25 protein-coding genes are annotated in these 24797 nt (G+C 62.7%); 11 read left to right on the top strand and 14 right to left on the bottom strand.

Annotated features, from left to right (window positions below; all coding sequences use genetic code 11):
• Positions 1 to 2: 2 nt before the first annotated feature.
• Positions 3 to 3122 (bottom strand): DEAD/DEAH box helicase, encoded by a 3120-nt coding sequence (locus AAHE99_RS16280; protein WP_342118406.1) that lies wholly within the window; start codon positions 3120 to 3122, stop codon positions 3 to 5.
• Between the two features lie 206 nt (positions 3123 to 3328).
• Between AAHE99_RS16280 and AAHE99_RS16275 the strand changes: the two genes are divergently transcribed.
• Positions 3329 to 5677, top strand: coding sequence for a Tex family protein (locus AAHE99_RS16275; protein WP_342118405.1), 2349 nt, complete (start codon positions 3329 to 3331; stop codon positions 5675 to 5677).
• Positions 5678 to 5680: 3 nt separating this feature from the next.
• Here AAHE99_RS16275 and AAHE99_RS16270 read toward each other — a convergent pair whose 3' ends face one another.
• The 4 genes from AAHE99_RS16270 to AAHE99_RS16255 are packed head-to-tail and all read right to left on the bottom strand — an operon-like array spanning position 5681 to position 7636.
• Positions 5681 to 6223: a DUF2812 domain-containing protein gene (locus AAHE99_RS16270; RefSeq protein WP_342118404.1), complete on the bottom strand. Its 543-nt coding sequence runs from the start codon at positions 6221 to 6223 to the stop codon at positions 5681 to 5683.
• Entirely contained in the window at positions 6220 to 6738 is a 519-nt protein-coding gene (locus tag AAHE99_RS16265) for a DUF2812 domain-containing protein (protein ID WP_342118403.1), read from the bottom strand. The genes AAHE99_RS16270 and AAHE99_RS16265 overlap by 4 nt, the downstream gene beginning before the upstream one ends.
• Positions 6739 to 6776: 38 nt before the next feature.
• Positions 6777 to 7316, bottom strand: coding sequence for a DUF2812 domain-containing protein (locus AAHE99_RS16260; RefSeq protein ID WP_342118402.1), 540 nt, complete (start codon positions 7314 to 7316; stop codon positions 6777 to 6779).
• On the bottom strand, positions 7313 to 7636 hold the full coding sequence (locus AAHE99_RS16255) for a PadR family transcriptional regulator (RefSeq protein ID WP_342118401.1): 324 nt from the start codon (positions 7634 to 7636) through the stop codon (positions 7313 to 7315). Before AAHE99_RS16255 ends, AAHE99_RS16260 begins: the two co-directional genes overlap by 4 nt.
• Before the next feature lie 120 nt (positions 7637 to 7756).
• Between AAHE99_RS16255 and grxD the strand changes: the two genes are divergently transcribed.
• Positions 7757 to 8074 carry a Grx4 family monothiol glutaredoxin gene (gene grxD / locus AAHE99_RS16250; protein WP_342118400.1) on the top strand — a complete coding sequence of 106 codons (318 nt, stop codon included), beginning with the start codon at positions 7757 to 7759 and terminating at the stop codon, positions 8072 to 8074.
• Positions 8067 to 8648 (top strand): UbiX family flavin prenyltransferase, encoded by a 582-nt coding sequence (locus AAHE99_RS16245; protein ID WP_342118399.1) that lies wholly within the window; start codon positions 8067 to 8069, stop codon positions 8646 to 8648. The genes grxD and AAHE99_RS16245 overlap by 8 nt, the downstream gene beginning before the upstream one ends.
• A gap of 210 nt (positions 8649 to 8858) precedes the next feature.
• Here AAHE99_RS16245 and AAHE99_RS16240 read toward each other — a convergent pair whose 3' ends face one another.
• Positions 8859 to 9269 (bottom strand): hypothetical protein, encoded by a 411-nt coding sequence (locus AAHE99_RS16240; RefSeq protein ID WP_342118398.1) that lies wholly within the window; start codon positions 9267 to 9269, stop codon positions 8859 to 8861.
• Between the two features lie 271 nt (positions 9270 to 9540).
• Positions 9541 to 10605, bottom strand: coding sequence for an MBL fold metallo-hydrolase (locus tag AAHE99_RS16235; RefSeq protein WP_342118397.1), 1065 nt, complete (start codon positions 10603 to 10605; stop codon positions 9541 to 9543).
• 49 nt (positions 10606 to 10654) lie between these two features.
• Here AAHE99_RS16235 and AAHE99_RS16230 point away from each other — a divergent pair, with 49 nt between their 5' ends.
• From AAHE99_RS16230 to AAHE99_RS16205, 6 genes are all read left to right on the top strand, one after another.
• A complete protein-coding gene (locus AAHE99_RS16230) occupies positions 10655 to 11059 on the top strand; it encodes a MerR family transcriptional regulator (protein ID WP_342118396.1) in 405 nt (134 codons plus the stop codon).
• Positions 11060 to 11134: 75 nt separating this feature from the next.
• Positions 11135 to 12319 (top strand): isovaleryl-CoA dehydrogenase, encoded by a 1185-nt coding sequence (locus tag AAHE99_RS16225; protein WP_342118395.1) that lies wholly within the window; start codon positions 11135 to 11137, stop codon positions 12317 to 12319.
• A gap of 23 nt (positions 12320 to 12342) precedes the next feature.
• A complete protein-coding gene (gene aceK, locus AAHE99_RS16220; protein WP_342118394.1) occupies positions 12343 to 14166 on the top strand; it encodes a bifunctional isocitrate dehydrogenase kinase/phosphatase in 1824 nt (607 codons plus the stop codon).
• Positions 14159 to 15358: an acetyl-CoA C-acyltransferase gene (locus AAHE99_RS16215; RefSeq protein WP_342118393.1), complete on the top strand. Its 1200-nt coding sequence runs from the start codon at positions 14159 to 14161 to the stop codon at positions 15356 to 15358. Before aceK ends, AAHE99_RS16215 begins: the two co-directional genes overlap by 8 nt.
• 5 nt (positions 15359 to 15363) lie before the next feature.
• Positions 15364 to 16032, top strand: a complete 669-nt coding sequence (locus AAHE99_RS16210) for an SDR family oxidoreductase (protein WP_342118392.1) — start codon at positions 15364 to 15366, stop codon at positions 16030 to 16032.
• Between the two features lie 6 nt (positions 16033 to 16038).
• Complete coding sequence (locus tag AAHE99_RS16205) at positions 16039 to 17166, top strand: acyl-CoA dehydrogenase family protein (RefSeq protein WP_342118391.1); 1128 nt, start codon at positions 16039 to 16041, stop codon at positions 17164 to 17166.
• Here the strand turns inward: AAHE99_RS16205 and AAHE99_RS16200 are convergent, their stop codons facing one another.
• Positions 17167 to 17664, bottom strand: a complete 498-nt coding sequence (locus AAHE99_RS16200; RefSeq protein ID WP_342118390.1) for a DUF3828 domain-containing protein — start codon at positions 17662 to 17664, stop codon at positions 17167 to 17169.
• Complete coding sequence (locus AAHE99_RS16195) at positions 17645 to 17923, bottom strand: hypothetical protein (RefSeq protein WP_342118389.1); 279 nt, start codon at positions 17921 to 17923, stop codon at positions 17645 to 17647. The genes AAHE99_RS16200 and AAHE99_RS16195 overlap by 20 nt, the downstream gene beginning before the upstream one ends.
• Positions 17924 to 18092: 169 nt before the next feature.
• Between AAHE99_RS16195 and AAHE99_RS16190 the strand changes: the two genes are divergently transcribed.
• Positions 18093 to 18773 (top strand): response regulator, encoded by a 681-nt coding sequence (locus AAHE99_RS16190; RefSeq protein WP_342118388.1) that lies wholly within the window; start codon positions 18093 to 18095, stop codon positions 18771 to 18773.
• On the opposite strand, the gene AAHE99_RS16185 is transcribed toward AAHE99_RS16190, so the two are convergent.
• The 3 genes from AAHE99_RS16185 to AAHE99_RS16175 all read right to left on the bottom strand — a co-directional run bounded on the left by AAHE99_RS16185 (position 18770) and on the right by AAHE99_RS16175 (position 21258).
• Positions 18770 to 19465, bottom strand: coding sequence for a hypothetical protein (locus AAHE99_RS16185; protein ID WP_342118387.1), 696 nt, complete (start codon positions 19463 to 19465; stop codon positions 18770 to 18772). The genes AAHE99_RS16190 and AAHE99_RS16185 overlap by 4 nt on opposite strands.
• Positions 19465 to 20352: a MipA/OmpV family protein gene (locus tag AAHE99_RS16180; protein WP_342118386.1), complete on the bottom strand. Its 888-nt coding sequence runs from the start codon at positions 20350 to 20352 to the stop codon at positions 19465 to 19467. Before AAHE99_RS16180 ends, AAHE99_RS16185 begins: the two co-directional genes overlap by 1 nt.
• A gap of 66 nt (positions 20353 to 20418) precedes the next feature.
• Positions 20419 to 21258, bottom strand: coding sequence for a hypothetical protein (locus AAHE99_RS16175; protein WP_342118385.1), 840 nt, complete (start codon positions 21256 to 21258; stop codon positions 20419 to 20421).
• A 132-nt stretch (positions 21259 to 21390) separates the two neighbouring features.
• Between AAHE99_RS16175 and AAHE99_RS16170 the strand changes: the two genes are divergently transcribed.
• Positions 21391 to 22698: an ATP-binding protein gene (locus AAHE99_RS16170; protein ID WP_342118384.1), complete on the top strand. Its 1308-nt coding sequence runs from the start codon at positions 21391 to 21393 to the stop codon at positions 22696 to 22698.
• Here AAHE99_RS16170 and AAHE99_RS16165 read toward each other — a convergent pair.
• Both AAHE99_RS16165 and AAHE99_RS16160 read right to left on the bottom strand, forming a co-directional pair.
• Positions 22695 to 23600: a YihY/virulence factor BrkB family protein gene (locus AAHE99_RS16165; RefSeq protein WP_342118383.1), complete on the bottom strand. Its 906-nt coding sequence runs from the start codon at positions 23598 to 23600 to the stop codon at positions 22695 to 22697. The genes AAHE99_RS16170 and AAHE99_RS16165 overlap by 4 nt on opposite strands.
• A 151-nt stretch (positions 23601 to 23751) precedes the next feature.
• Positions 23752 to 24705, bottom strand: a complete 954-nt coding sequence (locus tag AAHE99_RS16160) for a S66 peptidase family protein (protein WP_342118382.1) — start codon at positions 24703 to 24705, stop codon at positions 23752 to 23754.
• Positions 24706 to 24797 lie beyond the last annotated feature (92 nt).

Here is a 24797-nt window from a genome sequence, read left to right as displayed (position 1 = left end):
TGTCAATCCTGTAACGGAGCGAAGATCTGTTGCAGGTCTTCCTGGGTCAGCGCCATCTTCTGCGATTCGCCTTCGGCCAGCACGGATTGCGCCAGGTCCGATTTCTTTTGCTGCAGCAGCTGGATCTTTTCTTCCAGCGTGCCTTTGGCGATCAGCTTGTACACGAAGACTGGCTTGTCCTGGCCGATACGCCAGGCGCGGTCGGTAGCCTGGTTCTCGGCCGCCGGATTCCACCAGGGATCGTAGTGGATCACGGTGTCGGCCGCAGTCAGGTTCAGGCCCACGCCGCCGGCTTTCAACGAGATCAGGAAGATCGGTACCGCGCCTTGCTGGAAGGCCGCCACCTGGGCACCGCGGTCGCGCGTCTCACCGGTCAGGATGGCGTACGGGATATCGCGCGCTTCCAGTTCTTCTTCGATCAGTTCCAGCATAGATGTGAACTGGGAGAAGACAAGGATTTTACGTTTCTCTTCCAGCAGGTCTTCCACCATCTGCATCAGGTCGATCAGCTTGGCCGAACCGGTGGCGGCAGCCTTCTTGGTGGACTTCACCAAACGCGGGTCGCAGCAGACCTGGCGCAGCTTGAGCAGCGCTTCCAGGATCACGATCTGGCTGCGCGCCACGCCTTTGCGGTCGATTTCTTCGCGCACCTTCTGGTCCATGGCCAGGCGCACCGTTTCGTACAGGTCGCGCTGCGGGCCGGACAGCTCCACCTTGCGCACCATCTCGGTCTTCGGCGGCAGTTCCTTCGCCACGCTGTCCTTGGTACGGCGTACCAGGAACGGCTTGATGCGGCGGTTCAGCAGCATGCGGCGCTGCGGGTCGTCCTGGCGTTCGATCGGGTGGCGGAAGTTGCTGTTGAATGTCTTCTCGTCGCCCAGCAGGCCCGGCAGCAGGAAGTGGAACTGCGACCACAGCTCGCCCAGGTGGTTTTCCAGCGGCGTGCCGGACAGGCACAGGCGGTGGCGGGCACGCAGCAAGCCGGCGCTCTGGGCCGCCTTGGAGCGGGTGTTCTTGATGTAGTGCGACTCGTCCAGGATCACCAGGTGGAAGTCGTGCTCGCGCAGTTTTTCCTCATCGCGCGGCAGCAGGGCGTAGGTGGTCAGCACCAGGTCCGATTTCGGGATCTCGTCGAACAGCTCGGCGCGGTCCTTGCCTTGCAACAGCAGCACTTTCAGATCCGGCGCAAAGCGTGCGGCTTCGTCCTGCCAGTTGTTCATCAGGCTGGTCGGCGCGATGACCAGGGCCGGGTGGTCCAGGCGGCCGGCTTCCTTCTCGACCAGGATGTGGGCCAGGGTCTGCACCGTCTTGCCCAGGCCCATATCGTCGGCCAGGATGCCGCCGAAGTTGTACTCGCGCAGGAACTGCATCCAGCTCAAGCCGTCGGTCTGGTAGTCGCGCAGGGTGGCGCGCAGGCCGGCCGGGGTCGGCACGCGCTTGACCGAGGAGAACTGGTTCAGCTTGCGGCCCATTTCGCGCAGCGCTTCGCCGCCGGTCCACTGGAAGTCCACATTGCGCGCCAGTTCGTCCAGGCGCGCCGCATCCAGCGAGGACATGCGCACCGAGTGGCGGATCTTCTCGCTGAAGTACAGCTCGCCGATGGTGGCCAGGATCGGCTTGACGCGGTTCCATGGCAGGGCCACGCGGGTACCGTCCGGCAGGGCGGCCAGCATCTGGTCCGACTCGCCATGCACGGCCAGCGCTTTCGGGCCGAAGTCGTTCGGGAAATTGCGGATCATCTGCACCAGCACCGGCAGCAGCGGCACGCGCTCGCCGTTGACGGTGATGCCCAGCTCCAGGTCGAACCAGGCGGCGCCGTTATCGGTGGTTTCCTCTTCCACCTCGGCATACCACTCGTCCACGGCGACCATGTCGTAGCGGTACTTGGTGGATTTTTCCACGCGCCAGCCGGCCGCCACCAGTTCATCGATGCCGGCTTCGGCAAAGCGGATCCAGTCGGCCTGGTTGGCCAGCAGCAGGCCGCCGCGCACGCTGGACAGCGGCAGGGCGGTCGGCTTCTTGAAGCCAAGCTGGGTCAGGGTTTCCAGCGCGGCCGCTTCGGCTTCTTCATTGCGCTGGATGATTTCAGTCACTTCTCCGCGCTGGCGCACCACGCGCTGCGACGGGTCGAAGGACACGCGCTCGCCGTCGTAATCATACGACAGCACGGCAAAGTCGTTCCAGCGCTGCAGCGTGCCGTCGGCCAGCTGGGCCGAATCGAGCACCAGGATCGGGCGCGGCTTGACGTCGGTGCGCACGCGCTGCGGCAGCGGCTGCGGCAGCGGCATCAACTGCTGCAGGCCATGCGCCAGCAGCAGCTGGGACACGCGCATCTTATCGTTCGGCATCAGCAGCGGCGCCTGCGCCACCAGGGCTTGCAAGTCGGCCAGCGGGATGGTGGTGCCGCCCTGGTTCAGCTGCAACACGCCAGCGGACAGGTTGTCGATATACCACGGCGGTTCGGTCGGCAGCATGTAGTCGATCTGGTCGGCGCCGTGGTGCTTGGCGCCTTCCGGCACTTCGACCTGCCAGCCCAGGCGCAGGCCCTTGCCTTCCTCGCGCCAGGCCAGGTTGGCGTTGCGCAGCGGGCCGGGCTTCATCGGATAGACCAGGCCGTTGCCGACGTCGGACCAGGAATTCGCCCACAGCAGCTTTTCCTGCTCGGACAGCATTTGCAGCAGGGAGGCGCCGATCTTGCCGCGCGGCTCGGTAGCGCTGCCGGTCTGGGAGTTGGGGCCGCTGCGCATGGCCACGAAGAAGCGCACCAGGTCTTCATCGCCCGGCGCCAGGAAGGCTGGCGGGGCGGAGAGCAGGGAGAACACTTCGCTGACCGGGCTGGCTGCCGCCACGTCGCCGTTCGGCTTCAGGCGCGCCTTGTACAGGCAGAGCGCGACATGGCGCCCGCCGCTGGTGGGCGCCAGCACGTAAATCAGTTTGTAGTTAGTCTGTTTCGGGTCGATTTCGACCGGGGCCAGCTTAGGCTTGGGATGCGCGGCTGCATCCACCCTCTGCAACCACGTCGCCACAGCATAGGGAAGCTGGTTGGGCGGGGCGGCTGGTACTGGAGCAGCGGGTGCCGGTGCGACTGGAGTTTCGCGGAGTTCGTCGCGGGTAATATCCATTGGGCGCATTCTTTTAAATCAGCGGTTCAAAAACAGCAACATGCAATATTATCCGCCTTCTACAGTTTCGTGTTTGTGAAAATCCTAACTTAGTGCAACTAGAAGTACGACGGACAACATTATCTAATTCATAATAATCGATTCCGGGGCCCATTGGCGATGCGGGCGTTGTATGATTTCGGCCTTCACAGTTTGGAAACACCGTCATGCTGCCTTCTATCGAACAACGCCTTGCCCTCGAACTGGCCGCCAAACCGGCCCAGGTCGCCGCCGCCATCGCCCTGCTGGACGAAGGCGCCACCGTCCCGTTTATCGCCCGCTACCGTAAGGAAGCGACCGGCGGCCTGGACGATATCCAGCTGCGTACCCTGGAAGAGCGCCTGCGCTACCTGCGCGAGCTGGAAGACCGCCGCGCAGCCATCATCGCCTCGATCACCGAGCAGGGCAAAATGACACCGGAGCTGCTAGATGCTGTCACCCATGCGGAAGACAAGACCCGCCTGGAAGACCTCTACCTGCCGTACAAGCCAAAGCGCCGCACCAAGGCCCAGATCGCTATCGAAGCCGGCCTGGCGCCGCTGGCGGAAGACCTGCTGGCCGACCCAAGCCGCAACCCGGAAGAAGAAGCCGCCAAATACCTGCGCGAAGCCTTCGAAACCGCCGACGGCAAAAATGCCGGCGTGCCGGACACCAAGGCTGCACTGGACGGCGCGCGCCAGATCCTGATGGAACGCTTCGCCGAAGATGCCACCCTGCTGCAATCCCTGCGCGAATATGTGCAAGAGCATGGCGTAGTTGAGTCGAAAGTTGTTGAGGGAAAGCAAGAAGAGGGCGAAAAGTTTGCCGATTACTTCGATTATTCCGAGCCGCTGGCCGCCGTACCCTCGCACCGCGCCCTGGCACTGTTGCGCGGACGCCGCGAAGGCATGCTGGATGTGACCCTGCGTTTGGACTCGGAAGAGGAAAAACCGAAGTGGGATGCGCCACATAACCCATGCGAAAGCCGTATTTCGGCCCGTTTCGGCATCAAACAGGCTGGCCGCCCGGCCGACAAATGGCTGGCCGACACCGTGCGCTGGACCTGGCGCGTGAAGTCCTTCATGCACCTGGAAACCGAACTGATGGGCGCCCTGCGCGAAAAAGCCGAGCTGGACGCCATCAATGTATTCGCTACCAATTTGAAAGCCTTGCTGCTGGCGGCCCCGGCCGGCCCACGCGCCACCATGGGCCTGGACCCCGGCCTGCGCACCGGCGTCAAGGTGGCGGTGGTGGATGCCACCGGCAAGGTGGTGGATACCGCCACCATTTATCCACACCAGCCGCGCAATGACTGGCACGGTTCGCTGCACACCCTGTCGCAGCTGGCGGCCAAGCATGGCGTGCAGCTGGTTTCCATCGGCAACGGCACCGCCTCGCGCGAGACCGACAAGCTGGCGCAGGACCTGATCAAGCAATGCCCTGAGCTGAAGCTGACCAAGATTGTGGTGTCGGAAGCCGGCGCCTCGGTCTACTCGGCTTCCGAATACGCTTCGCGCGAACTGCCGGAGCTCGATGTGTCGCTGCGCGGCGCGGTCTCGATCGCACGCCGCCTGCAAGACCCGCTGGCGGAGCTGGTGAAGATCGACCCGAAATCGATCGGCGTCGGCCAGTACCAGCACGACGTATCGCAGACCCAGCTGGCCCGTTCGCTGGACGCTGTGGTGGAGGATTGCGTGAACGCGGTCGGCGTGGATGTGAACACCGCCTCCGCCCCGCTGCTGGCGCGCGTGTCCGGCCTGTCCGCCAGCGTGGCGCAGAGCATCGTGACTTACCGCGATATGAAGGGCGCCTTCGCCTCGCGCGCCGCGCTGAAAAGCGTGCCGCGCCTGGGCGACAAGACCTTCGAACAAGCCGCCGGCTTCCTGCGCATCATGGGCGGCGAGAACCCGCTGGACGCGTCCGCCGTGCACCCTGAGTCCTACCCGGTGGTCGAGAAGATCCTGGCCGACATCCAGAAGGATGTGCGCGGCGTGATCGGCGAAAGCAAGCTGCTGAAAGGCCTGTCCCCGGCCAAGTACGCCGACGACAAGTTCGGCGTGCCGACCGTGACCGACATCATCAAGGAACTGGAAAAGCCGGGCCGCGACCCGCGTCCTGAATTCACCACCGCCACCTTCAAGGAAGGCGTGGAGGAAATCAGCGACCTGCGCGCCGACATGATCCTGGAAGGCGTGGTGACCAACGTTGCCGCCTTCGGCGCCTTCGTCGACATCGGCGTGCACCAGGACGGCCTGGTCCACATCTCCGCGCTGTCGAACACCTTCGTCAAGGATCCGCACACGGTGGTCAAAGCCGGCCAGGTGGTGAAAGTGAAAGTGCTGGAAGTGGACGTGAAGCGCAAGCGTATAGCGCTGACCATGCGCCTGACCGACAGCGCCCCGGCCGCCGGCTCGCGCCCTGAGCAACGCGGCGACCGCAACGACCGCCGCGCCATGGGCCAGCAGCAGAAGCAGCAGTCGCGCGAGCCGGCACCGCAGGGCTCGATGGCCGCCGCTTTCGCCAAGCTGCGCGGTTAAGCGTCAGCCCGGCCCGTTTGCGTCCAGCTGGCGCAGACGGGACATGGCATGCAGCTTGTTCGGCACCATGATGCCCATGAATGCCAGCATGCCTATGAAGTAGGCTGGGAAAAACCAGCCCGGACCATCCGGCCGGCTCAGTCGGGGCAAGCATAAAAACAGGACGACCACGCCGAGCATGATTGAGCTGCCAAACCTGCCTTGCAGTTCGCGCAGCATCGCACGTTTGCCTTCCCGGTCGCGTAAGGGCAACACGGCCTGGCCCGCCACCACCGGCTGGCGCCAGCAATGCCAGCGCCCGGCCGTGCCAGCCAGCTCCCATCCTGCCTCGCGGCAACGCTGGCAATAAGCTAGCAGCTCTTCTTCCTTGCGAGGCGCCAAGTCCCAGGTGAAGGCCATGTCCGCCGGCGCAGCCTGCTCGAAGCGCTGCAAGCCCCAGGCATTTTGGCCGAGATAATGCCAGCCCTGGCGCGCCATGCCCGCCAGCCACGCCGCGTGCGCGTCCATCCGCACGAACCTGAACGGTTTGAAACGACTGGTCTTCATGTGCGCTCCTTCAGCCGAACCAGCGCATAGGCCAGCATTGCCAAGCCAAGGGTGCCCACCGTCGCCCCAAACCAATGTCCCACGCGGAAGCTCGGGTTATCCGTCATCAGCTTGGTGATCGCGCGCACGGTGAGGAACGCCAGGAAACTGCCATACACCAAATAATCAGTGCGGATGCGTTTCAGCATTTGCACGGTTTCTTCCGCATCGCGCATGATCCGGGGAGGCTGGCCAGCGACGACCGCGCTACACCAGCAGACCAGGTTGCCCGTTTCGGCCACTGGCTGCCAGCCGGCCTGGACGCGGGTGCGTACGTACGTGACCTTTTGCTCCTTGCCCCACAGGGGAGCACAGTCCCAGCAAAATACGAACTCGCCCGGTTCGCCCGGCTCGAAGCGATCGAAGCCCATGACGCGGCTACGGTAATGCAGTCCCTTGCGCGCCTGTTCGGACAGCCACGCTTCGTGGCCTTCGAAATTCCAGGTGTCGAGGAAGCGGAACCAGCTTAGTTTCATTTTTGTTGCCAACTTGAAATGCGAAGTTGGCAACTATATCAAATCTCCTGCATACGGCGCCAAATGCGCAGCGAGCCATACAGGCCCAGCAGCGCAAATGCCAGCCCCAGCGCCAGGAAGCCACCGGCCACGATGCCGGATGCGCCGCCCGCCGCCAGGTCGGCCCAGATATCGCGGTTGGAGGCGACCATCGGCAGCAAGGGCAGGCTGGTCACCGCCAGCACACCCAGCAGGTTGCGGTATTTCTGGCGCAGCGAAGCGCGGTCGGTGAAGATTTCCGGCTCGGGGCCGGCGCCGGCCGGCTTGCTCCAGCACAGCCAGCCACCGGCCACGTCGCCGACCAGCTTCCAGCCGGCATCGGTGAACAGCTGGCGGTAATCGCGTTTGCCGCCATCGGTCTGGTAGTCCCAGCGGTAGCTGATGTTGGCCGGCGCGCCCGGTTCAAAATGGTGGAGCAGGCCCAGCATCGACACCTTGCGCAGGTGCAGACCCATGCGCGAACGCTCGGCCAGCCATTGCTCATGCTCGCGATCGTCCCACGCCCACCACATCTTGAACTCCCGCACCACGTCCTTCATGCTGCCCTCCCGATGTTGAGCGCCGCCTGGGCGCCGCGTACCATGATCTCCAGCCGGCGCACCTGCTCCGCCAGCACATCCTTGCCCAGATCCGTCAGTGCATAAATCTTGCGCCGGTCCTCCTCCGCCACTTTGACGATCAGCTTCTGCTTTTCCAGCGTGCTGAAGGCGCCGTACATGGTGCCGGGGCCAATGGTGACGCTGCCGCCGCTCATGGCTTCCACCTTTTGCATGATGGCGTAGCCGTGCGATGGCTGGTCCAGCGCCGCCAGCATGTAAAAGCTGGCTTCCGACAGGGGCAGGTATTTTGAGTAATCCATATATCGAATAGCGCTATATCGAGTGTCGATATAGTCGCACCGGACATGACCTGTGTCAACTGGCAAATGGCCAAATCGCGGTAAAATGACGGGATTCCAATCCTTAGCAGTGAGAATGCAATGAGCGACGTACAAACCTGGATCAAAGAAACCGTGACCAATACCCCGGTCGTGCTGTTCATGAAGGGCACCGCCCAGTTCCCTCAGTGCGGCTTTTCCGGCCGTGCCATCCAGATCCTGAAAGCTTGCGGCGTCGAGAACATCGCCACCGTGAACGTGCTGGACGATCCGGAAGTGCGCCAGGGCATCAAGGAATACTCGAACTGGCCCACCATCCCGCAGCTGTACATCCGCGGCGAGTTCATCGGCGGTTCCGACATCATGACCGAGATGTATGAGTCCGGCGAACTGAAAGCCCTGCTGGACAACAATGGCTGATCGCCCGCAGCGGCTGGTCATTGCCATCACCGGCGCCACCGGCGCCGTGTATGGCGTGCGGCTGCTGCAGCACCTCCGCAATATCCCGAACGTCGAGACACATTTGGTGGTGTCCGACGCTGCGGTCCTCACCCTCCACCAGGAAACCGGCCTGCAGCGCAAGGAAGTCGAAGCGCTGGCCCATGTCGTCCACAAGCAGAACAATATCGGCGCGTCCATCGCCAGCGGCTCGTTCCAGGCCGACGGCATGGTGATTGCCCCCTGCTCGATGAAGACCCTGGCGTCCGTGGCCCATGGCTTGTCGGACAACCTGATCGCCCGCGCCGCCGACGTGATGCTGAAAGAACGCCGCCGCCTGATACTGATGGTGCGCGAAACCCCGTTCAACCTGGCGCACCTGCGCAATATGACGGCCGTGACCGAGATGGGCGGCATTATCTTCCCGCCATTGCCAAGTTTTTACCACCAGCCGCTATCCATTGATGAAATGGTCGACCACACCGTTGCGCGCGTGATTGATTTATTCGGCCTATGTCACAATCTGGCCCCTCGCTGGAATGGCATGAACCCCTGAATACATGCGCCTTTACGGGCTAATGTATCAACATTGTTACAAAGTGGTATGGTCGTTTGTGACATGGCAGGACGCCAAATCAAGGCCGTGACTAGCCCTCGCCGGGCCCGCTTTACAGGAAACCCGGACGACAATGCGGAAAGTGAAACCGGAAGGGCGTGCAGACGGCTATTTGCCCCGCTGTTGTGCAGGACAAATAGTGTCGAATTGTTACTTTTGGTAGTTGACCCTGACAAGCATGCGAATAAATTCGCGTGCGATTTGCTTGTGGTGCTCATCTAGCCGTTGCAAATCGGCGATCAATTTGACATCGGCGGACTCGAATCGGGCCAGGTTGCTGCCGTTCGTATCCCCATTATGATGCTCACCTTCCGGCCCACCAAAGCGCAGCCATTCAGCAGGAACGCCAAGCCACTGCGCGATCATGCGCAGCTTTTCCTGGGTCGGAATCGCCTCTCCAACCAGCCATTTTCGGGCTGCGTGGACCGTAATCGGTCTGCCCTCGAAACGGATGTTGAACTCCCGCGCCAGCCGGGTAGGGCTGTCCGGAGAGTAGTGGGCGTTTTTCAAAGCCTGCTGGAGTCGCTGGCTAAAGCTTTCACGTTCGTTTGAAGAATTCATAGTTGCACTATTTCATGTCAGAACATGAATGTCAGTCTCTAGTCTCATCAGACCAATTGTGACAAACTCGAATTACAACAATTAACAATTGGCGCTACAGACTGCCCGATTTCCTACTCTGCAGACCCGAATTTTTTTCGGCGTAACTGGTCAAATCTAGCAGAATCTACTTGTCAGGACGACAAGTAATCGAGATGCAACATTGACTATCAAAGTTGCTTTGCGACTACAAACCTAGGGGCGATCTTGGTTGTCGACCGGTCGGCTGGTATTAGAGACCGACGGTAACTTTTGGCGCCTTTATGAAACGTATGATGCCGTCCTTACCGCTATCCCGGCGCACGATACCATCCCGCCATAGCTTGTGGAGATGGGCCAGCGCCTCACCCAGGGCGAAGCTGAGCTGGTGGGCATCCAACGGGCGGCGGAACATGATTGGTACTATCTCGGCGGCGCTGCGCGGGATGTCGGCACAGGCGGCCAGCACCTCGGCCAGGCGCGCCTCGTGATGGTCGCGCAACTGCTGGATACGGGTATGCAAGCCGCGGAACGGGCGGCCATGCGATGGCAGTACCAGCACATCGTCCGGCAGGCCGGCGAAGCGCTCGAGCGAGTCGAGGTATTGCTGCAAGGGGTTGGCTTCCGGCTCGACGGCGAACACCGACATATTGGTCGAAATACGTGGTAAGACCATATCACCAGAAATCAGCACATTCAGCTGCTCGCAATACAGCGCCGCGTGCTCCGGCGAGTGGCCAAAGCCCGTAATGACGCGCCAGCCGCAGTCACCGGCCGTGACCAACTGTCCGTCCTGCAAGCGCACATAGGCGGTCGGCACCGATGGCACCAGCGAGGGGAAGTAGTTCTTGCGCGAGCGCATTTTTTCCAGCATCTCAGGGTCGACCAGGCCGTGGCGCTCGAAGTGCGGCACAGCCGACGGTCCGTCCACGCCGGGCAGGCCGGCCGACATCATGCGGGCAAAGGCATATTCGCCCGCCGTCATCCACAGCGACACGCCGAAGCGCTGGCACAGCCAGTCGGCCAGGCCCACATGGTCGGGGTGACAGTGAGTGGCCACTACGCGCTGCAGGGGCTGGCCCGCCAGTGGTCCGGCCAGCACCGCGTTCCAGGCATCCTTGCTGGCATCCAGCGCCACGCCGCAGTCGACCACGCTCCAGCCATCCGCCTCGCGCAGCAGCCACAGGTTGATGTGGTCCAGGGCAAAAGGCAGCGGCAGGCGCATCCACGCCACGCCGGGCGCGACTTCCAGGATGGTGCCGGCGGCTGGCAGAGTGTCGCCAAATGGATAGTCAAGCTGGGATTCGAGCGGATTCATAGGCTAGAATGTGGTTAACGTTACGTAAACGGAAGATCCATTGTAAGCCATGCCGACCTACACCATCACTGAACTCGCCCGCGAATTCGATATTACCCCGCGCGCCATCCGTTTCTACGAAGACCAGGGCCTCCTGGCGCCATCGCGCGAGGGTGCCGGCGGCCGCAACCGCGTATATACACCACGCGACCGCACCCGCCTCAAGCTGACCCTGCGCGGCAAGCGCATCGGCCTGTCGCTGAGCGAGATCAAGAGCCTGGTCGATATGTACGAGTCGCCCAAGGATACCGCAGCCCAGATGAACCGCTTCCTGGGAGTGCTGGCGCAGCACCGCGAGACGCTGGAACAGCAGCGCGAGGACATTGAAATGTCGCTGCAGGAGATCACCACCCACGAGGAAGAATGCCGGCGCTTGCTGGCGGCTCTTGCTGAAAAGCAATCCGAAGCTACTTGACGTTTACGTTAACGTCACTCAGGCGTATCATCAGCCTTTCAATACCCAAATACCCAACATCCAATAGAGGAAGACATGCTCCATCTCCCAGGCCTGACCTTTGACCACGGCGAGGACATCGCCGCCCTGCGCGAAGCGGTACAACAGTTTGCCGCCGCCGAAATCGCCCCGCGCGCCGCCGAAATCGACCGTACCGACCAGTTCCCGATGGACCTGTGGAAGAAGATGGGCGAACTGGGCCTGCTGGGCATCACCGTCGGCGAAGAATACGGCGGCTCCAACATGGGCTACCTGGCCCACATCATCGCGATGGAAGAAATTTCCCGCGCTTCCGCCTCGGTCGGCCTGTCCTACGGCGCCCACTCCAACCTGTGCGTGAACCAGATCAAGCGCAACGGTACCGAAGAACAAAAACAGAAATACCTGCCCAAGCTGATCTCCGGCGAGCACGTGGGTGCGCTGGCCATGTCCGAGCCAAACGCCGGTTCCGACGTGGTGTCGATGAAGCTGCGCGCCGACTTCAAGGGCGACCGCTGGGTGCTGAACGGCACCAAGATGTGGATCACCAACGGTCCGGACGCCGACACCCTGGTGGTGTACGCCAAGAATGACCTGGAAGCCGGCCCGCGCGGCATGACCGCTTTCCTGATCGAGAAAGGCTTCAAGGGCTTCTCCATCGCCCAGAAGCTGGACAAGCTGGGCATGCGCGGCTCGCACACCGGCGAGCTGGTGTTCGAAGACTGCGAAGTGCCTGCCGAGAACGTGCTGGGCGGCCTGGGCAAGGGCGTCAACGTGCTGATGTCCGGCCTGGACTTCGAGCGCACCGTGCTGTCCGGCGGTCCGCTGGGCATCATGTCGGCCTGTATGGACGCTGTGGTCCCTTACATCCACGACCGCAAGCAGTTCGGCCAGCCGATCGGCGAATTCCAGCTGATGCAGGGCAAACTGGCGGATATGTACTCCACCATGATGGCGTGCCGCGCCTACGTCTACGCCGTGGGCCAGGCCTGCGACCGCGCCACTTCGCCAGAGCAGGTACGCGCACTGCGCAAGGACGCCGCCGGCGCCATCCTGTACTCGGCCGAAAAGGCAACCTGGATGGCTGGCGAAGCAATCCAGACCCTGGGCGGCAACGGCTATATCAACGAGTACCCGGTCGGCCGCCTGTGGCGCGATGCCAAGCTGTACGAAATCGGCGCCGGCACCAGCGAAATCCGCCGCATGCTGATTGGCCGCGAGCTGTTCGCCGAGACCAAGTAAGAAGTCCTGCCCGCAAGGCCGCCATGATCCACGCCGCCTTCCCCAAGCTGCTGTCGTCGCAAATTGCGTTCGACATCGCGCGCACCATACGCGAGGGGTTCGACAAGCACTACCGCCTGTTCCGGCAGGCGGCGCAGGCGGCCAAGCGGCATTTCGAGAAAGGCGATTGGGCCGTCGCCCAGGTCGCGGCGCGCGAGCGCATCGACTACTACGACAAGCGCGTGCAGGAATGCGTGCAAATGCTGGAGGACGAGTACGACCCGTCCGAGCTGACCGATGAAGTGTGGCGCGAGCTTAAGCTGCACTACATCGGCATGCTGACCAACCACAAGCAGCCGGAGCTGGCCGAGACCTTCTTCAACTCCGTCTGCTGCAATATCCTGCACCGCTCCTACTTCAACAACGAATTCATTTTCGTGCGCCCGGTGATCTCCACTGAGTACATCGAAACCGAAGAAGCGGCGCCGATCTACCGCGTCTACTACCCCGCGAAAGACGGCCTGACCTTCACGCTCAAGCGCATCGTCACCAACTTCCAGCTGGATACGCCGTTCGCCAACCTGTCGCGCGACATCGGCCTGGTGGAAGCGCGCATGGCCAGCCTGTTCGGCGAACTGGAACCGAATGCGCAGATCCAGGTGCTTTCGAGCCTGTTCTTCCGCAACAAAGGCGCCTACATTGTCGGCAAGGCCGTCAACGGCAACCGCGAACTGCCGTTCGTAATCCCGATCCTGCACAACAAGAACAAGCAGCTGGTGCTGGACGCGATCCTGACCGAAGACGAATTGATCGTCACCTTGTTCTCGTTCACGCGCGCCTACTTCATGGTCGACATGGAAGTACCGTCGGCCTACGTGCAGTTCCTGCGCAATATGATGCCGCGCAAGCCGCGCAGCGAGATCTACACCATCCTCGGCCTGCAGAAGCAGGGCAAGAACGCCTTCTACCGCGACTACCTGCAGCACCTGAAGCACTCGTCCGACCTGTTCACGATTGCGCCCGGCATCCGCGGCCTGGTGATGCTGGTGTTCGCGCTGCCGTCCTTCCCTTATGTGTTCAAGGTGATCAAGGACTTCTATCCGGCGCCGAAGGAAACCACGCGCGAGCAGATCAAGGCCAAATACCTGCTGGTGAAGCACCACGACCGCGTAGGACGCATGGCCGATACGCTGGAATATTCCAACGTGGCCTTCCCGCGCAACCGCTTCTCCGACGAGCTGGTGAAAGAACTGATGCACTTCGCACCCTCGCTGGTGGAAGAGGATGGCGAGCAGATCGTGATCAAGCACCTGTACATCGAGCGCCGCATGGTGCCGCTGAATATCTTCCTGTCGCACGCCGACGAAGTGGGCGACGATGCGGCGCTGGAGCATGGCATCATCGAATACGGCAACGCCATCAAGGACCTGGTGGCGGCCAATATCTTCCCGGGTGATATGCTGTACAAGAACTTCGGCCTCACCCGTCATAAACGTGTCGTTTTCTACGACTACGATGAAATCGAATACATCACGGACTGCAACTTCCGTGTGATTCCGGCACCGCGTAACGAGGAGGACGAAATGTCCGCCGAGCCGTGGTACCCGATCGGCAAGCACGACGTGTTTCCCGAGCAGTTTGGCAACTTTCTGCTAGGAAACGCGAAAATCCGAAAATACTTTATGAAGCACCACGCCGATCTGTTGTCCCAGTCCTGGTGGGCCGGGAAGAAGGAGCGGATCGCCAGTGGCGTCATTGAGGACGTGTTCCCCTACCCTCAACACGTTCGATTCTGCAATCAAAGCCTGCCACCCTCGGTGGCGGCCCCCTTGACACCATCCCTTTTGGAGACCTTTGAAAATGAATGACCCTATCGTAATCGTCGGCGCAGCCCGCACCCCAATGGGCGCCTTCCAGGGCGACTTTTCCAGCCTGAGCGCAAATGACCTGGGCGCCGTGGCCATCAAGGCCGCCGTCGAGCGCGCCGGCATCAAGCCGGAAGCCGTAGAGCACGTCTACTTCGGCAACTGCCTGATGGCAGGCCAGGGCCAGGCCCCTGCACGCCAGGCCGCAATCAAGGCCGGCCTGCCGGTTTCCGCCGGCGCCGTAACCCTGTCGAAAATGTGCGGCTCCGCCATGCAGGCCGCCATCTTCGCCTACGACACCATCGCCGCCGGTTCCGCCGACGTGATCGTGGCAGGCGGCATGGAGTCCATGACCAACGCCCCGTACCTGATCCCGAAGGCACGCGGCGGCTACCGCATCGGCCACGGCATGATGTTCGACCACATGATGTACGACGGCCTGGAAGACGCCTACACCCGCGACGCCAAGACCGGCCAGGGCCGCTCGATGGGCACCTTCGCCGAACAGTGCTCGACCGCCTACAAGTTCACCCGTGAAGCGCAGGACGCCTTCGCGATTGAATCCGTGAAGCGCGCCCAGGCTGCCCAGGCATCCGGCGCCTTCAACTGGGAAATCGCCCCGGTGACCGTATCCGGCCGTGCCGGCGACGTGGTAATCGACAAGGATGAAGGCCCGCTGAAAGCCAAGGTTGAAAAGATCCCTTCGCTGAAGCCAGCCTTCGCCAAGGACGGCACCATCACCGCCGCATCCTCGTCTTCGATCAACGACGGCGCTGCTGCACTGGTGCTGATGCGCGAATCGACCGCCAAGAAGCTGGGCGCCAACGTGATCGCCAGGATCACCGGCCACGCCACCAACGCCCTGGTGCCGGAGCAGTTCACCACCGCCCCGATCGGCGCGATCCAGAAGCTGTTCGCCAAGACCGGCTGGAAAGCCAGCGACGTTGACCTGTTCGAGATCAACGAAGCCTTCGCCGCCGTGCCAATGGCAGCGATGCACGACCTGGACATCCCGCACAGCAAGGTGAACGTGCACGGCGGCGCCTGCGCCCTGGGCCACCCGATCGGCGCCACCGGCGCGCGCATCATCACCACCCTGATCGGCGCACTGAAGGCCAAGGGCGGCAAGAAGGGCGTTGCAGCACTGTGCATCGGCGGCGGCGAAGCCACTGCCATGGGCATCGAGCTGGTATAAGCCTGATGGCGCTGGCACTCGTTATCGGCGCCTCGCGCGGCATCGGCCTGGAACTGGTGCGCCAGTACCTGGCCGATGGCTGGCGCGTGATCGCCACGGCCCGCAAGAAGGAAGATGTCGCCATGCTGGCCGGGATGGGTGCTGAAGCCCACAAGCTGGACGTCACCAATGTGGAAGCCGTAGCCGGCATGGGCTGGAAACTCGATGGCGAAGAGCTGGACGTCGCCATCCTGAACGCGGGCATCTTTGGCCCGCGCAGCGACGGCTTCCCCATGCAAACTGATTTCGACGCCGTGATGCACACCAATGTGCTGGGCGCGATGCGGCTGCTGCCGATCATCGCCCCGCTGGTGTGCGCAGGGCGCGGCAAACTGGCGGTGATGTCTTCCCGCATGGGTTCCCTGAGCGAGCGTAACGGATCTTCCGGCTCGCTGTACCGCGCCAGCAAGGCCGCGCTGAACTCCGTGCTGATCGACACCGCGCATCAATTTGCCAACAAGGGCGCCACGTTTGCCGCCCTGCACCCGGGCTGGGTCCGCACCGACATGGGCGGCGCCTCGGCCACGCTTTCGGTCGAAGAAAGCGCCGCCGGCATCCGCCGCGTGCTGGCCGACCTCCCCGCATCCGAACAACCCGTCTACCGAGACTACGACGGTTCCACTATTGGCTGGTAAAGAATAATGATCCTCAAAGAAGAACACGAAATGATCCGCGATGCGCTGCGCGCGTTTTCGCAGGAACGCCTGGCGCCCAACGCAGCGCGCTGGGACAAGGAACACCACTTCCCGAAGGAAGAGCTGAAAGAACTGGCGGCGCTGGGCGCCTTCGGCGTGGCCGTGCCGGAAGAACTGGGCGGCGCCGGCCTGGATTACGTGTCGCTCGCGCTGGTGCTGGAAGAAATCGCCGCCGGCGATGGCGGCACCTCCACCGTGATCTCCGTGAATAACTGCCCGGTGTGCAGCATCGGCATGATGTACGCCAACGAGCAGCAGAAGCAGCAGTGGCTGCGCCCACTGGCGCAAGGCGAGATGCTGGGCGCTTTCGCCCTGACCGAGCCGCATACCGGCAGCGACGCTTCCGCCCTGCGCACCACCGCCACCCGCGACGGGGACGACTTCATCATCAACGGCACCAAGCAGTTCATCACCTCCGGCAAGCATGCCGACGTGGCGATCGTGTTCGCGGTGACCGACAAGGCAGCCGGCAAGAAGGGCATCAGCGCGTTCTGGGTACCGACCAGCACTCCGGGCTATATCGTGGCCGGCATCGAACACAAGATGGGCCAGCACTCCTCCGACACCGCGCAGATCCTGTTCGAAAACTGCCGCGTGCCGGCAGCGAACATGATCGGCGAGCCAGGCCAGGGCTACAAGATCGCCCTGTCCGGCCTGGAAGGCGGCCGAATCGGCATCGCCTCGCAGTCGGTCGGCATGGCGCGCTCCGCTTTCGAAGCCGCGCTGAAATACGCCCGCGAGCGCGAATCGTTCGGCAAGCCGATCTTCGAGCACCAGTCGGTGCAGTTCAAGCTGTCCGAAATGGCAATGCAGCTGGAAGCCGCCCGCCAGCTGATCTGGCACGCCGCCTCGCTGAAGGACGCCGGCCAGCCATGCCTGAAGGAAGCCGCGATGGCCAAGCTGTTCGCCTCCGAGATGGCCGAGCGCGTCTGCTCCGACGCGATCCAGATCCACGGCGGCTACGGCTACACCGCCGACTTCCCGGTCGAACGCATCTACCGCGACGTCCGCGTATGCCAGATCTACGAAGGCACCAGCGACATCCAGAAAATCCTGATCGCCCGCGCGCTGTAATCAGTCCGTGCCCCGCAGGATGCGCTTCAACGAACGCGCACCCTGCGGGCCATAGAGAACATCCACAATGCGCCCACGCGCAAGCCGGTATTCGATCGTGGTGGCCTCGCCGCTTACCGGATTCTTGAACCGCACCTGCACTCTCCCGGCTGCCAGCAGCGATAGTTCCAGATCCGTCACCACCGGGTCTTGCGAATCAAACAGAATGTCGAAATCCAGCCTGCAAATCCCGCGCTCTTTGGATTGGCAAGCCGCATCATCCCTAATTAGCCGCGCCAGCTCGGGGTCGAAATAGCGCCCCAAAACATCCTTTCCCTGTTGCGCGACACCGTTCTCGAACAGTTCATTTTGGATAGCAAAAGCCTGCCACCCAAAATCCTTATACAAACGCGCGACCACCACCTCGGCGCCGGCCGGCGCAGCCGACGCAAAACCGCTACTGGTCAGCAAAAAGATCGCGCCGATAACCAACGCCCGCCTAGCGACGATAGACCACATATTTTGGTTTCTCCTTGGCATAAGCCGTGCCAATGTCACCCTTTTGGAAAACATGAATCTCGGGCTTATCTACCGTAATCGCTCGGCAGCCGTTACGCGTCAATAGATTGCCATACCTTTTGGCTTCTACCGGGTGGCCCGAGGTATCGGCACCGCCAGCCTCCAACGCAAGCCGAACGTACTTGGCGCATTGCGCTCGGCTATGACTGGAGGCATTCTTACGGAGGCTGGACACAAACACTTCGTTATCGAAAGACATGATCGGCTCCTTACGAAAGGTCGTAGGAGCATTATTCGGCACCGGGCGGAGGCGCCGTTTGAGCTAAGTCAGGCCGGGCTTCACAAAATGTATCGGTTTGTCGGAATTTCAGTGAATTTGTGCCACAACCGGGCAGCTCTTATAGAATATCCGCCACAAGGAGATAGTCATGGTTCATGTGATGTTGGTGGAAGACGATGCGCGCCTGGCCGAGCTGGTCACGGAGTATTTGGCGGGCTACGAGTTCAAGGTGGACGTGGTGCCGCGCGGCGATGAGGCCCTGCCTCGCTTTAAGGCCGCCAACCCCGACATCGTGGTGCTGGACCTGATGCTGCCCGGGATGGACGGCATGAAGGTCAGCCAGCAAATCCGCGAAATCAGCGACGTGCCGATCCTGATCATGACGGCGCGCGAAGACTCGTACGACGAGGTGTCCCTGCTGGAGCAGGGCGCCGATGACTTCATCAACAAGCCGGTGCAGCCGCGCGTGCTGCTGGCCCGCCTGCGCGCCCTGCTGCGCCGCCGCCAGGGCAAGCCGGACGCGGACCAGCTGGTGTTCGGCCAGCTGAGCATCATTACCAGCGACCGCTCCGTCACTTGGCGCGGCCAGCCTTGCGCGCTGTCGAATACGGAATACAAACTGCTTCTGGTGCTGGCGGAATCGGCCGGCAGCGTGCTGTCGCGCGACGCCCTGCTGAAGACCATGCGCGGCATCGAGTTCGATGGCCTGGACCGCAGCATCGACAACAGCATCTCCAAGCTGCGCCGCAAGTTCGACGACACGGATGGGGAAAAGATCAAGACCGTGTGGGGCGAGGGCTACCTGTTCTCGCCTTCGGCCTGGAATTAATCGTATAGCGGGGCAATCGCCAGCGGCGTATTCTGGCTGACGACTTGCCCCTGCGACGACCAGTCGGCAAAGCGGTAAGTGGCGGTGCGGAAGGCTCCCGCCGTTTCACCTTCAAAGGCGGGACCATCCACCACCGGCAGCGGCGCTTCGCGCTGGCCGAACTTCACCTGCACCAGCGCCTCGGCGCGGTTCACAAACACAAAGCGCACGCCGCTGCACTTCTTGGCGTTATAGGACGCATCCACAAAGCGCTGGTAGGCCAGCGCCTGTTCGCACGCCGCGCGCAGATCGGCGGATTCATAAATGCCGTCATTGCGCGACATGATCGACACGCGCGGCATGAAGCGGTAATGCGCCAGCCGGCGGTTCAGCGCCAGCACGGCATTGTCGTCATAAGCCGCCTTCAGCAGCGGGAAGATCGCGCGCCCGGCCGCATCCAAAGGCAGGTTCAGTTGCGTGTTCTTGCCCGTCAGCGTCAGGTGCAAGCCATCCAGCGTGCCCGCCGCATCGCGCGGGCTGACCTGGTAATGCACCTGCAGGAAGTTCTTCGGCTTGCCGTACTTGGCAAACACCACCATCTGCTTATAGGCGTCGCGATAGCTGACCCACTCCTCCTGCGCCTGGGCGGCACAGGACACCGCGGCCAGGCACAGGGCCGGCAGCATGGTGCGGAGCAGGGTCAAAGTTTTCATCAGAATCGGTAAGCCAGGGCAGAAGAAATATAGACATTGGTCGCCCGGTCAACCAGCGGGCTTCTCTTGGCGTCACCCGCCAGGCGGTCCACCTGGAGGCCCGACGTCAACATCCAGCTTGGGCTCAGCGCCCAGTTCCAGCGCAGGCTCGCGCGCACCGACTGCACACCGCCATCCGGGCGGTAGAACGACAGCGTGCTGCGGCTGGCTTCATCCTTGGTGATGCCGAACCAGGTTTCATTGTTGGCGCGGTTGACCACCGATACGCCGGCCGACAAGACCACGGTATGGTGCGGCACGATGTCTTCCAACATGTACTGCAAGGCGGTGTGCAGGCGCGCGCCATTGCGGTCCTTGCCACCGCCATAAGTCAGGTTATTGGTCAGGCGCAGCTTGGGGCTCAGGTAGTAATTGAAAAAGCCGCCGTACAGCACGCGGCGCTTCACCACGTCCATGTAATACAGCTTGTTGCCGCCGTTCTCCGCCGGCGCCTCGGAGCCGCCCGGCACGATGCCGCCTGGGCGGATGCCGGTAATGAAGGCGCGGCCGTCTGAACTTTCGCCGACGCTGCCGATGCCGAGCGACAGCCCGTCGCGGTCGCGCCGCGGCGACATCGCCAGCAGCGGCCCGAACTCCATCGATGGCGACGGCGACAAGTGCCAGCCGACCGAAGTACCGGACACGAAGATCCCGTTACTCCACTGGATCTGCATCACCGGCAGGGGCAAGGTGCGGTTGTCGTCCGCGCCTTCATAGCGCGGAACGGACTGGGCGCCCACACCAATGAACATATCCCGACTGCCGTCTGGCATCGGGTTTGTGGCCGGTGTCTGTGCTGCTACCGTGCTGCAGGCGCCGGCGAGGGCGAGGAACAGGTACTGTCGCATATGAAACGTCTACGGTTGGGAATGGCGCACATTGTAAATGCAATACCATCCCAACCGTGAAAACGCTCAGATTCCGCTGAAGTTCACCTTGGCATCGATGCGGTCCACCAACACCATGCTCACCGGCGAGGTGACTACCGCGGCGCAGGCCATACCGTCTGCCGGCTGGATCACGTGGTAGTTGACCAGCAGGGCGTCGCCGCTGACGGAGACCTTTTCAATCCCCACGTGGGTGCAGCCGCCGCCATAGCCGGTTGCCACGGCCAGCACCATCTTGCGGGTGAAGTCGATCTTCGGCAGATCCGGCGCCGGGACGCGGTTCTGGTACACACCGGTCCACAGCTTACGGAAAGCGTCTTCATCACGCGCCACCACGTTCTCGGCGTTCGTCAATCCGGAGATCTGCTCGGTCGCCAGCTTCTGGAAGGCCAGCGGGCCGTCTTTCGGCAGGAACGGCACATATTCGACTTTGTGGCCGGCGCCCAGGCCCAGGTCCGGCTTGTCCAGGTTGGCCACGATGATGTCGAACAGGGCGCGCTGGCTGGCGTCGGTGCAGGTGGTGCGCGGGCCGGCGATGGAGTCGCCGTTGGTGCACTGCAGCGCTTGCGGGGTCATGCCGAACAGGGTGTTGCGGTAGCTGGCGTCAGCGCAGTTGCCGGCAACTTCCCAGAACACTTGTTTACCGTCGATGATGTACAGCCGGTTGGTGCGGTCGCTGCACGATACGTCGCCGCGCGCCATCTTGATGAAGTCATCTTTAGCGGGGGCGCCGGGGGCCGGCTCACCGACAGCAATGCCCTGGCCACCGGTGGCCAAGGCCTGGGTGGCCGAACCACCGCCGCCGCCACCGCAGGCAGCCAGGAACAGGGCGCCCAGCACGGGCAGGTAACGAGCAAGTTTGTTCATAACGAAATCCTCCAGGCGATGATGTGATCTTAGGTAAAGCCGGCCTGGAAATCCGCCGCGATCTTTACGCTTTTTGTCGCAAATTTGTACGCCAATCTGCCGCATGTCCTTGTTTCTTATACAATCCGCGAGATGAATCGCCTGTTCTTCCGCTTTTTTATACTGGTGATGCTGTCCATCAGTGCGGCGGCATTCATTGTCTATTTCGCCATCAACCGCCTGTTCGGCGACCCCCTCGACTCGATTGCGCGGCGCCAGGCGGCGGCCCAGATCTTCCTGCTGGAGCAGTACATCGACCAGGCCCCGGCCGACCAGTGGCTGGACCGGCTAAACAAGGTACGCGAAGTGTCGGGCATGCGCTTCGAGCTGGTGCCGCTGGGCGAGGTGCGCAAGCAGCTGTCCGGGATCGACGCGGCAGGCTTCGAGCGCGGCGATGTGGTGCTGGATATCGGCCGCAAGGCGTTTTACCGGCGCGTCGACCTGGCCGGCGAACGCTATATCGGCAGTAATGACGAGGCGCTGGTGGCGCAGGACCTGCCGATCGATATCGGCTTTGCCCTCTCCATGGAAGCGGTGCGCTACCTGATCGTCGCGCTGGTGCTGCTGATCCCTATCGCGGCCTGGTCGCGCGCCCACTGGCAAGGCTTGCAGCAGCTGTCCGATGTGGCGGACCGTTTCGGCGGCGGCGACCTGGCGGTGCGCGCGCATATGCAGCCCAAGGACAGCATTTACCCGCTGGCGGAGCGCATCAACCACATGGCCGACCGCATCGCCCGCCTGCTGGATTCGCAGCGCAACCTGCTGCATTCGGTGGGCCACGAGATCCGCACCCCGATTGCACGGCTCGAGTTCGCGCTCGAGCTGCTGCGCGATGCAGCCGAGAACCCCGCACTGGACAAGCGCATCAACGCCATGGAAGGCGACCTGCGCGAGCTGAAGGAGCTGGTCAACGAATTGCTCGGCATGACCCGGCTGGATGCCGAACCGCACCTGCAGCGCCAGCCCTTCGAACTCAGCGCCGCGCTGGGACACTGCCGCGATACCTTGCCGCCGGCAGAGGGCATGGTGCTGGAAATGGCGCTGGCGCCGGAGCTGGGCCACTACAGCGGCGACCAGCGGCTGCTGGAGCGTGCGGTGGGCAACCTGCTGCGCAATGCCCTCAAATACGGCAACCGCACTGTACGCCTGAGCGCCGTGCGCAACCTGGGCGGCATCCAGGTGATGGTGGAAGATGACGGGCCCGGCATCCCGCAGGCGGAGCTGGAGCGCGTGTTCGAACCCTTCTACCGCCTGGACCGCAGCCGCGACCGCAACACCGGCGGATTCGGCCTCGGCCTGTCGATCGCGCGCAAGGCGGTTGAGCTGCATGGCGGCACGCTGGCGGCCGGCAGCTCGGCGCTGGGCGGGGCGCGCTTCACCATTACCCTGCCGCTGGCTTAGCAGACTGTCTTGGTTTGCAGGCGGCGCGGCGCCTTGTGCTGTTCGCCGCGCGCCACCCTTTCGAATTCCGAAATCACCTGGGCGCCGAACAGCAGCAAGGTGGCGCCGATTTCCAGGCTGAACATGACGACGATGGCGGTGGTCATCGAACCGTACACCAGGTTGACCTGGGACAGGGTGGAGAAATACCAGACCAGCACATGGCGCGCCACCTCCCATAGCGCGGTGGCGGTGGCGCCGCCGATCAGCGCGTGGGCCCAGGACAGGCGGCCGACCGGCATCACCAGGTAGATTGAGCTCAGCATCAGTACTTCGCCCGCCAGGCCCAGCAGGTAGAGCAGCACCCCGGACAGCCCGTGCAGCGACCAGACATGGCCGAACAGGCGCACGCTCTCCTGGCCGATGACTTGCAGGCTGCCAGCCACCAGAGTCATCACCAGGGCGCCGACGCCCAGGAACAGGATGTAACAGTACGGCAACAGGGCCGACACCACGAAATGCCTTCGCCGCACCGCGACCCGGTGCAGGAAGATCACGCACATAGCGTTTTCCAGCACGGTAAAGGCCAGCGAGCTAAAGAACAGCATCACCAGCACCAGGGCCCAGCCGACCAGTTCGCGGTGTTCGAGGAAATGGCCGACCTCGGCCACCACGGCCTGCGACTGGCCCGGGATCAGCCATTCCAGGTAGCGCCCGATAATTTGCAGCAATTCCTGCTGCGGAATGACGTGGGAAAGCGCCACCACCACCAGCATTAGCAGCGGGACGATAGAAAGCAGCGAGTAATAGGCGACGGCGCCCGCCAGCAGCAAACCCTGGTTAGCGCGGAAGCCCTTCAGGCACTGCAGCGCAAAATCCAGGGGATGCGCCAGCACATAGGCCACCGCCTTGTGCTTGAGCATTCGCATCGCCCCATTCTACGCCTATGTTTATTGCCGAGCCCGTGTCCCACCCTGGAGTCACACCCTAACTGGGACACGGCCTCGGCAATATTGCGGTTGAACTCGTGTCTCGCTTAGGGTGTGACCCCATGGTGGGACACGGGCTGGGCTGTTAGGCGACGGCGGGTTCGAGCAGGGTGAGGGTCTGTCGCTCGGTGTCGAGGCGGGCGCGGATGCCCATCGGGATGGTGAACTGGTTGCGGATGTGGCCGAAGCTGTAGCCGGTCACGGCGGGCTGCTTTAGCGGCTTCAAATGCTGATCCGTGGTCTCATCCAAAGTCAGCGAAATGTCGCTGTCCTGCGGGCCGCAGTTTTCACAGATGCCGAGCATTACCCCGGCCGCCTGCTCGAAGCCACGGTTGAGGTGCAGCTGCATCATCATGCGGTCGATGCGGTAGGGCGCTTCGTTCACTTCTTCCAGGAACAGGATGCCGCCTTTGTAATTGGCGGCGTATTCAGTGCCGACCAGGGCGCTCACCAGGCATAGGTTACCGCCCGTGAGTGGGCCCTCACTTATACCAGGAACCACTGTCCGCATCGCATAGTGCGGCTCTTCCTCTGCCTTGCGGCTGTTTTCCAGCGCCATCGGGATGGTGTATTCCTGCTTCGGGTTCATCAGCACATTCAGCATATGCGTCACGGAGTAGTCGGACATGGTGGACGAGGCCACCGGGCCATGGAAGGTCACCAGGCCCACCTTCTTCTGGATCGCGAGGTGCAGGGCGGTAATGTCGGAATAGCCGAGCAGGATCTTGGGATTCTTCCGGATCAGCTCGTAATCGAGGTGGGCCAGCAGCTGGATACAGCCGGAGCCGCCACGAATCGCCCAGATCGCCTTCACTTCGGGATCGGCAAACATGGCGTGCAGGTCGTCCAGCCGTAGCTGCGGCACGCCGCCATAGTTGCCGTACACGGCTTCCAGGTTATTGCCCAGCTTCACGCGGAAGCCCAGCGTTTCAATATTCTTGACGGCCTTGGCGATGGCTTTCGCATCGGTATGGCCGCCTGGGGCGATCAGGCCGATGGTGTCGCCCAGTTGCAGGCGCGGCGGTTTGATCAGCTTCATGACAGGCTTTCGGGAAACAGGACGGGGGGGCCCCCCCCCCCCCCCCCCCCCCCCCCCCCCCCGGGGGGGGGCGGGGGGGGGGGCGCGGGGGG

Source organism: Pseudoduganella sp. OTU4001 (assembly GCF_038440195.1).
Lineage (GTDB): Bacteria > Pseudomonadota > Gammaproteobacteria > Burkholderiales > Burkholderiaceae_D > Rugamonas.
This window is presented reverse-complemented; position numbering and strand designations above follow the sequence as displayed.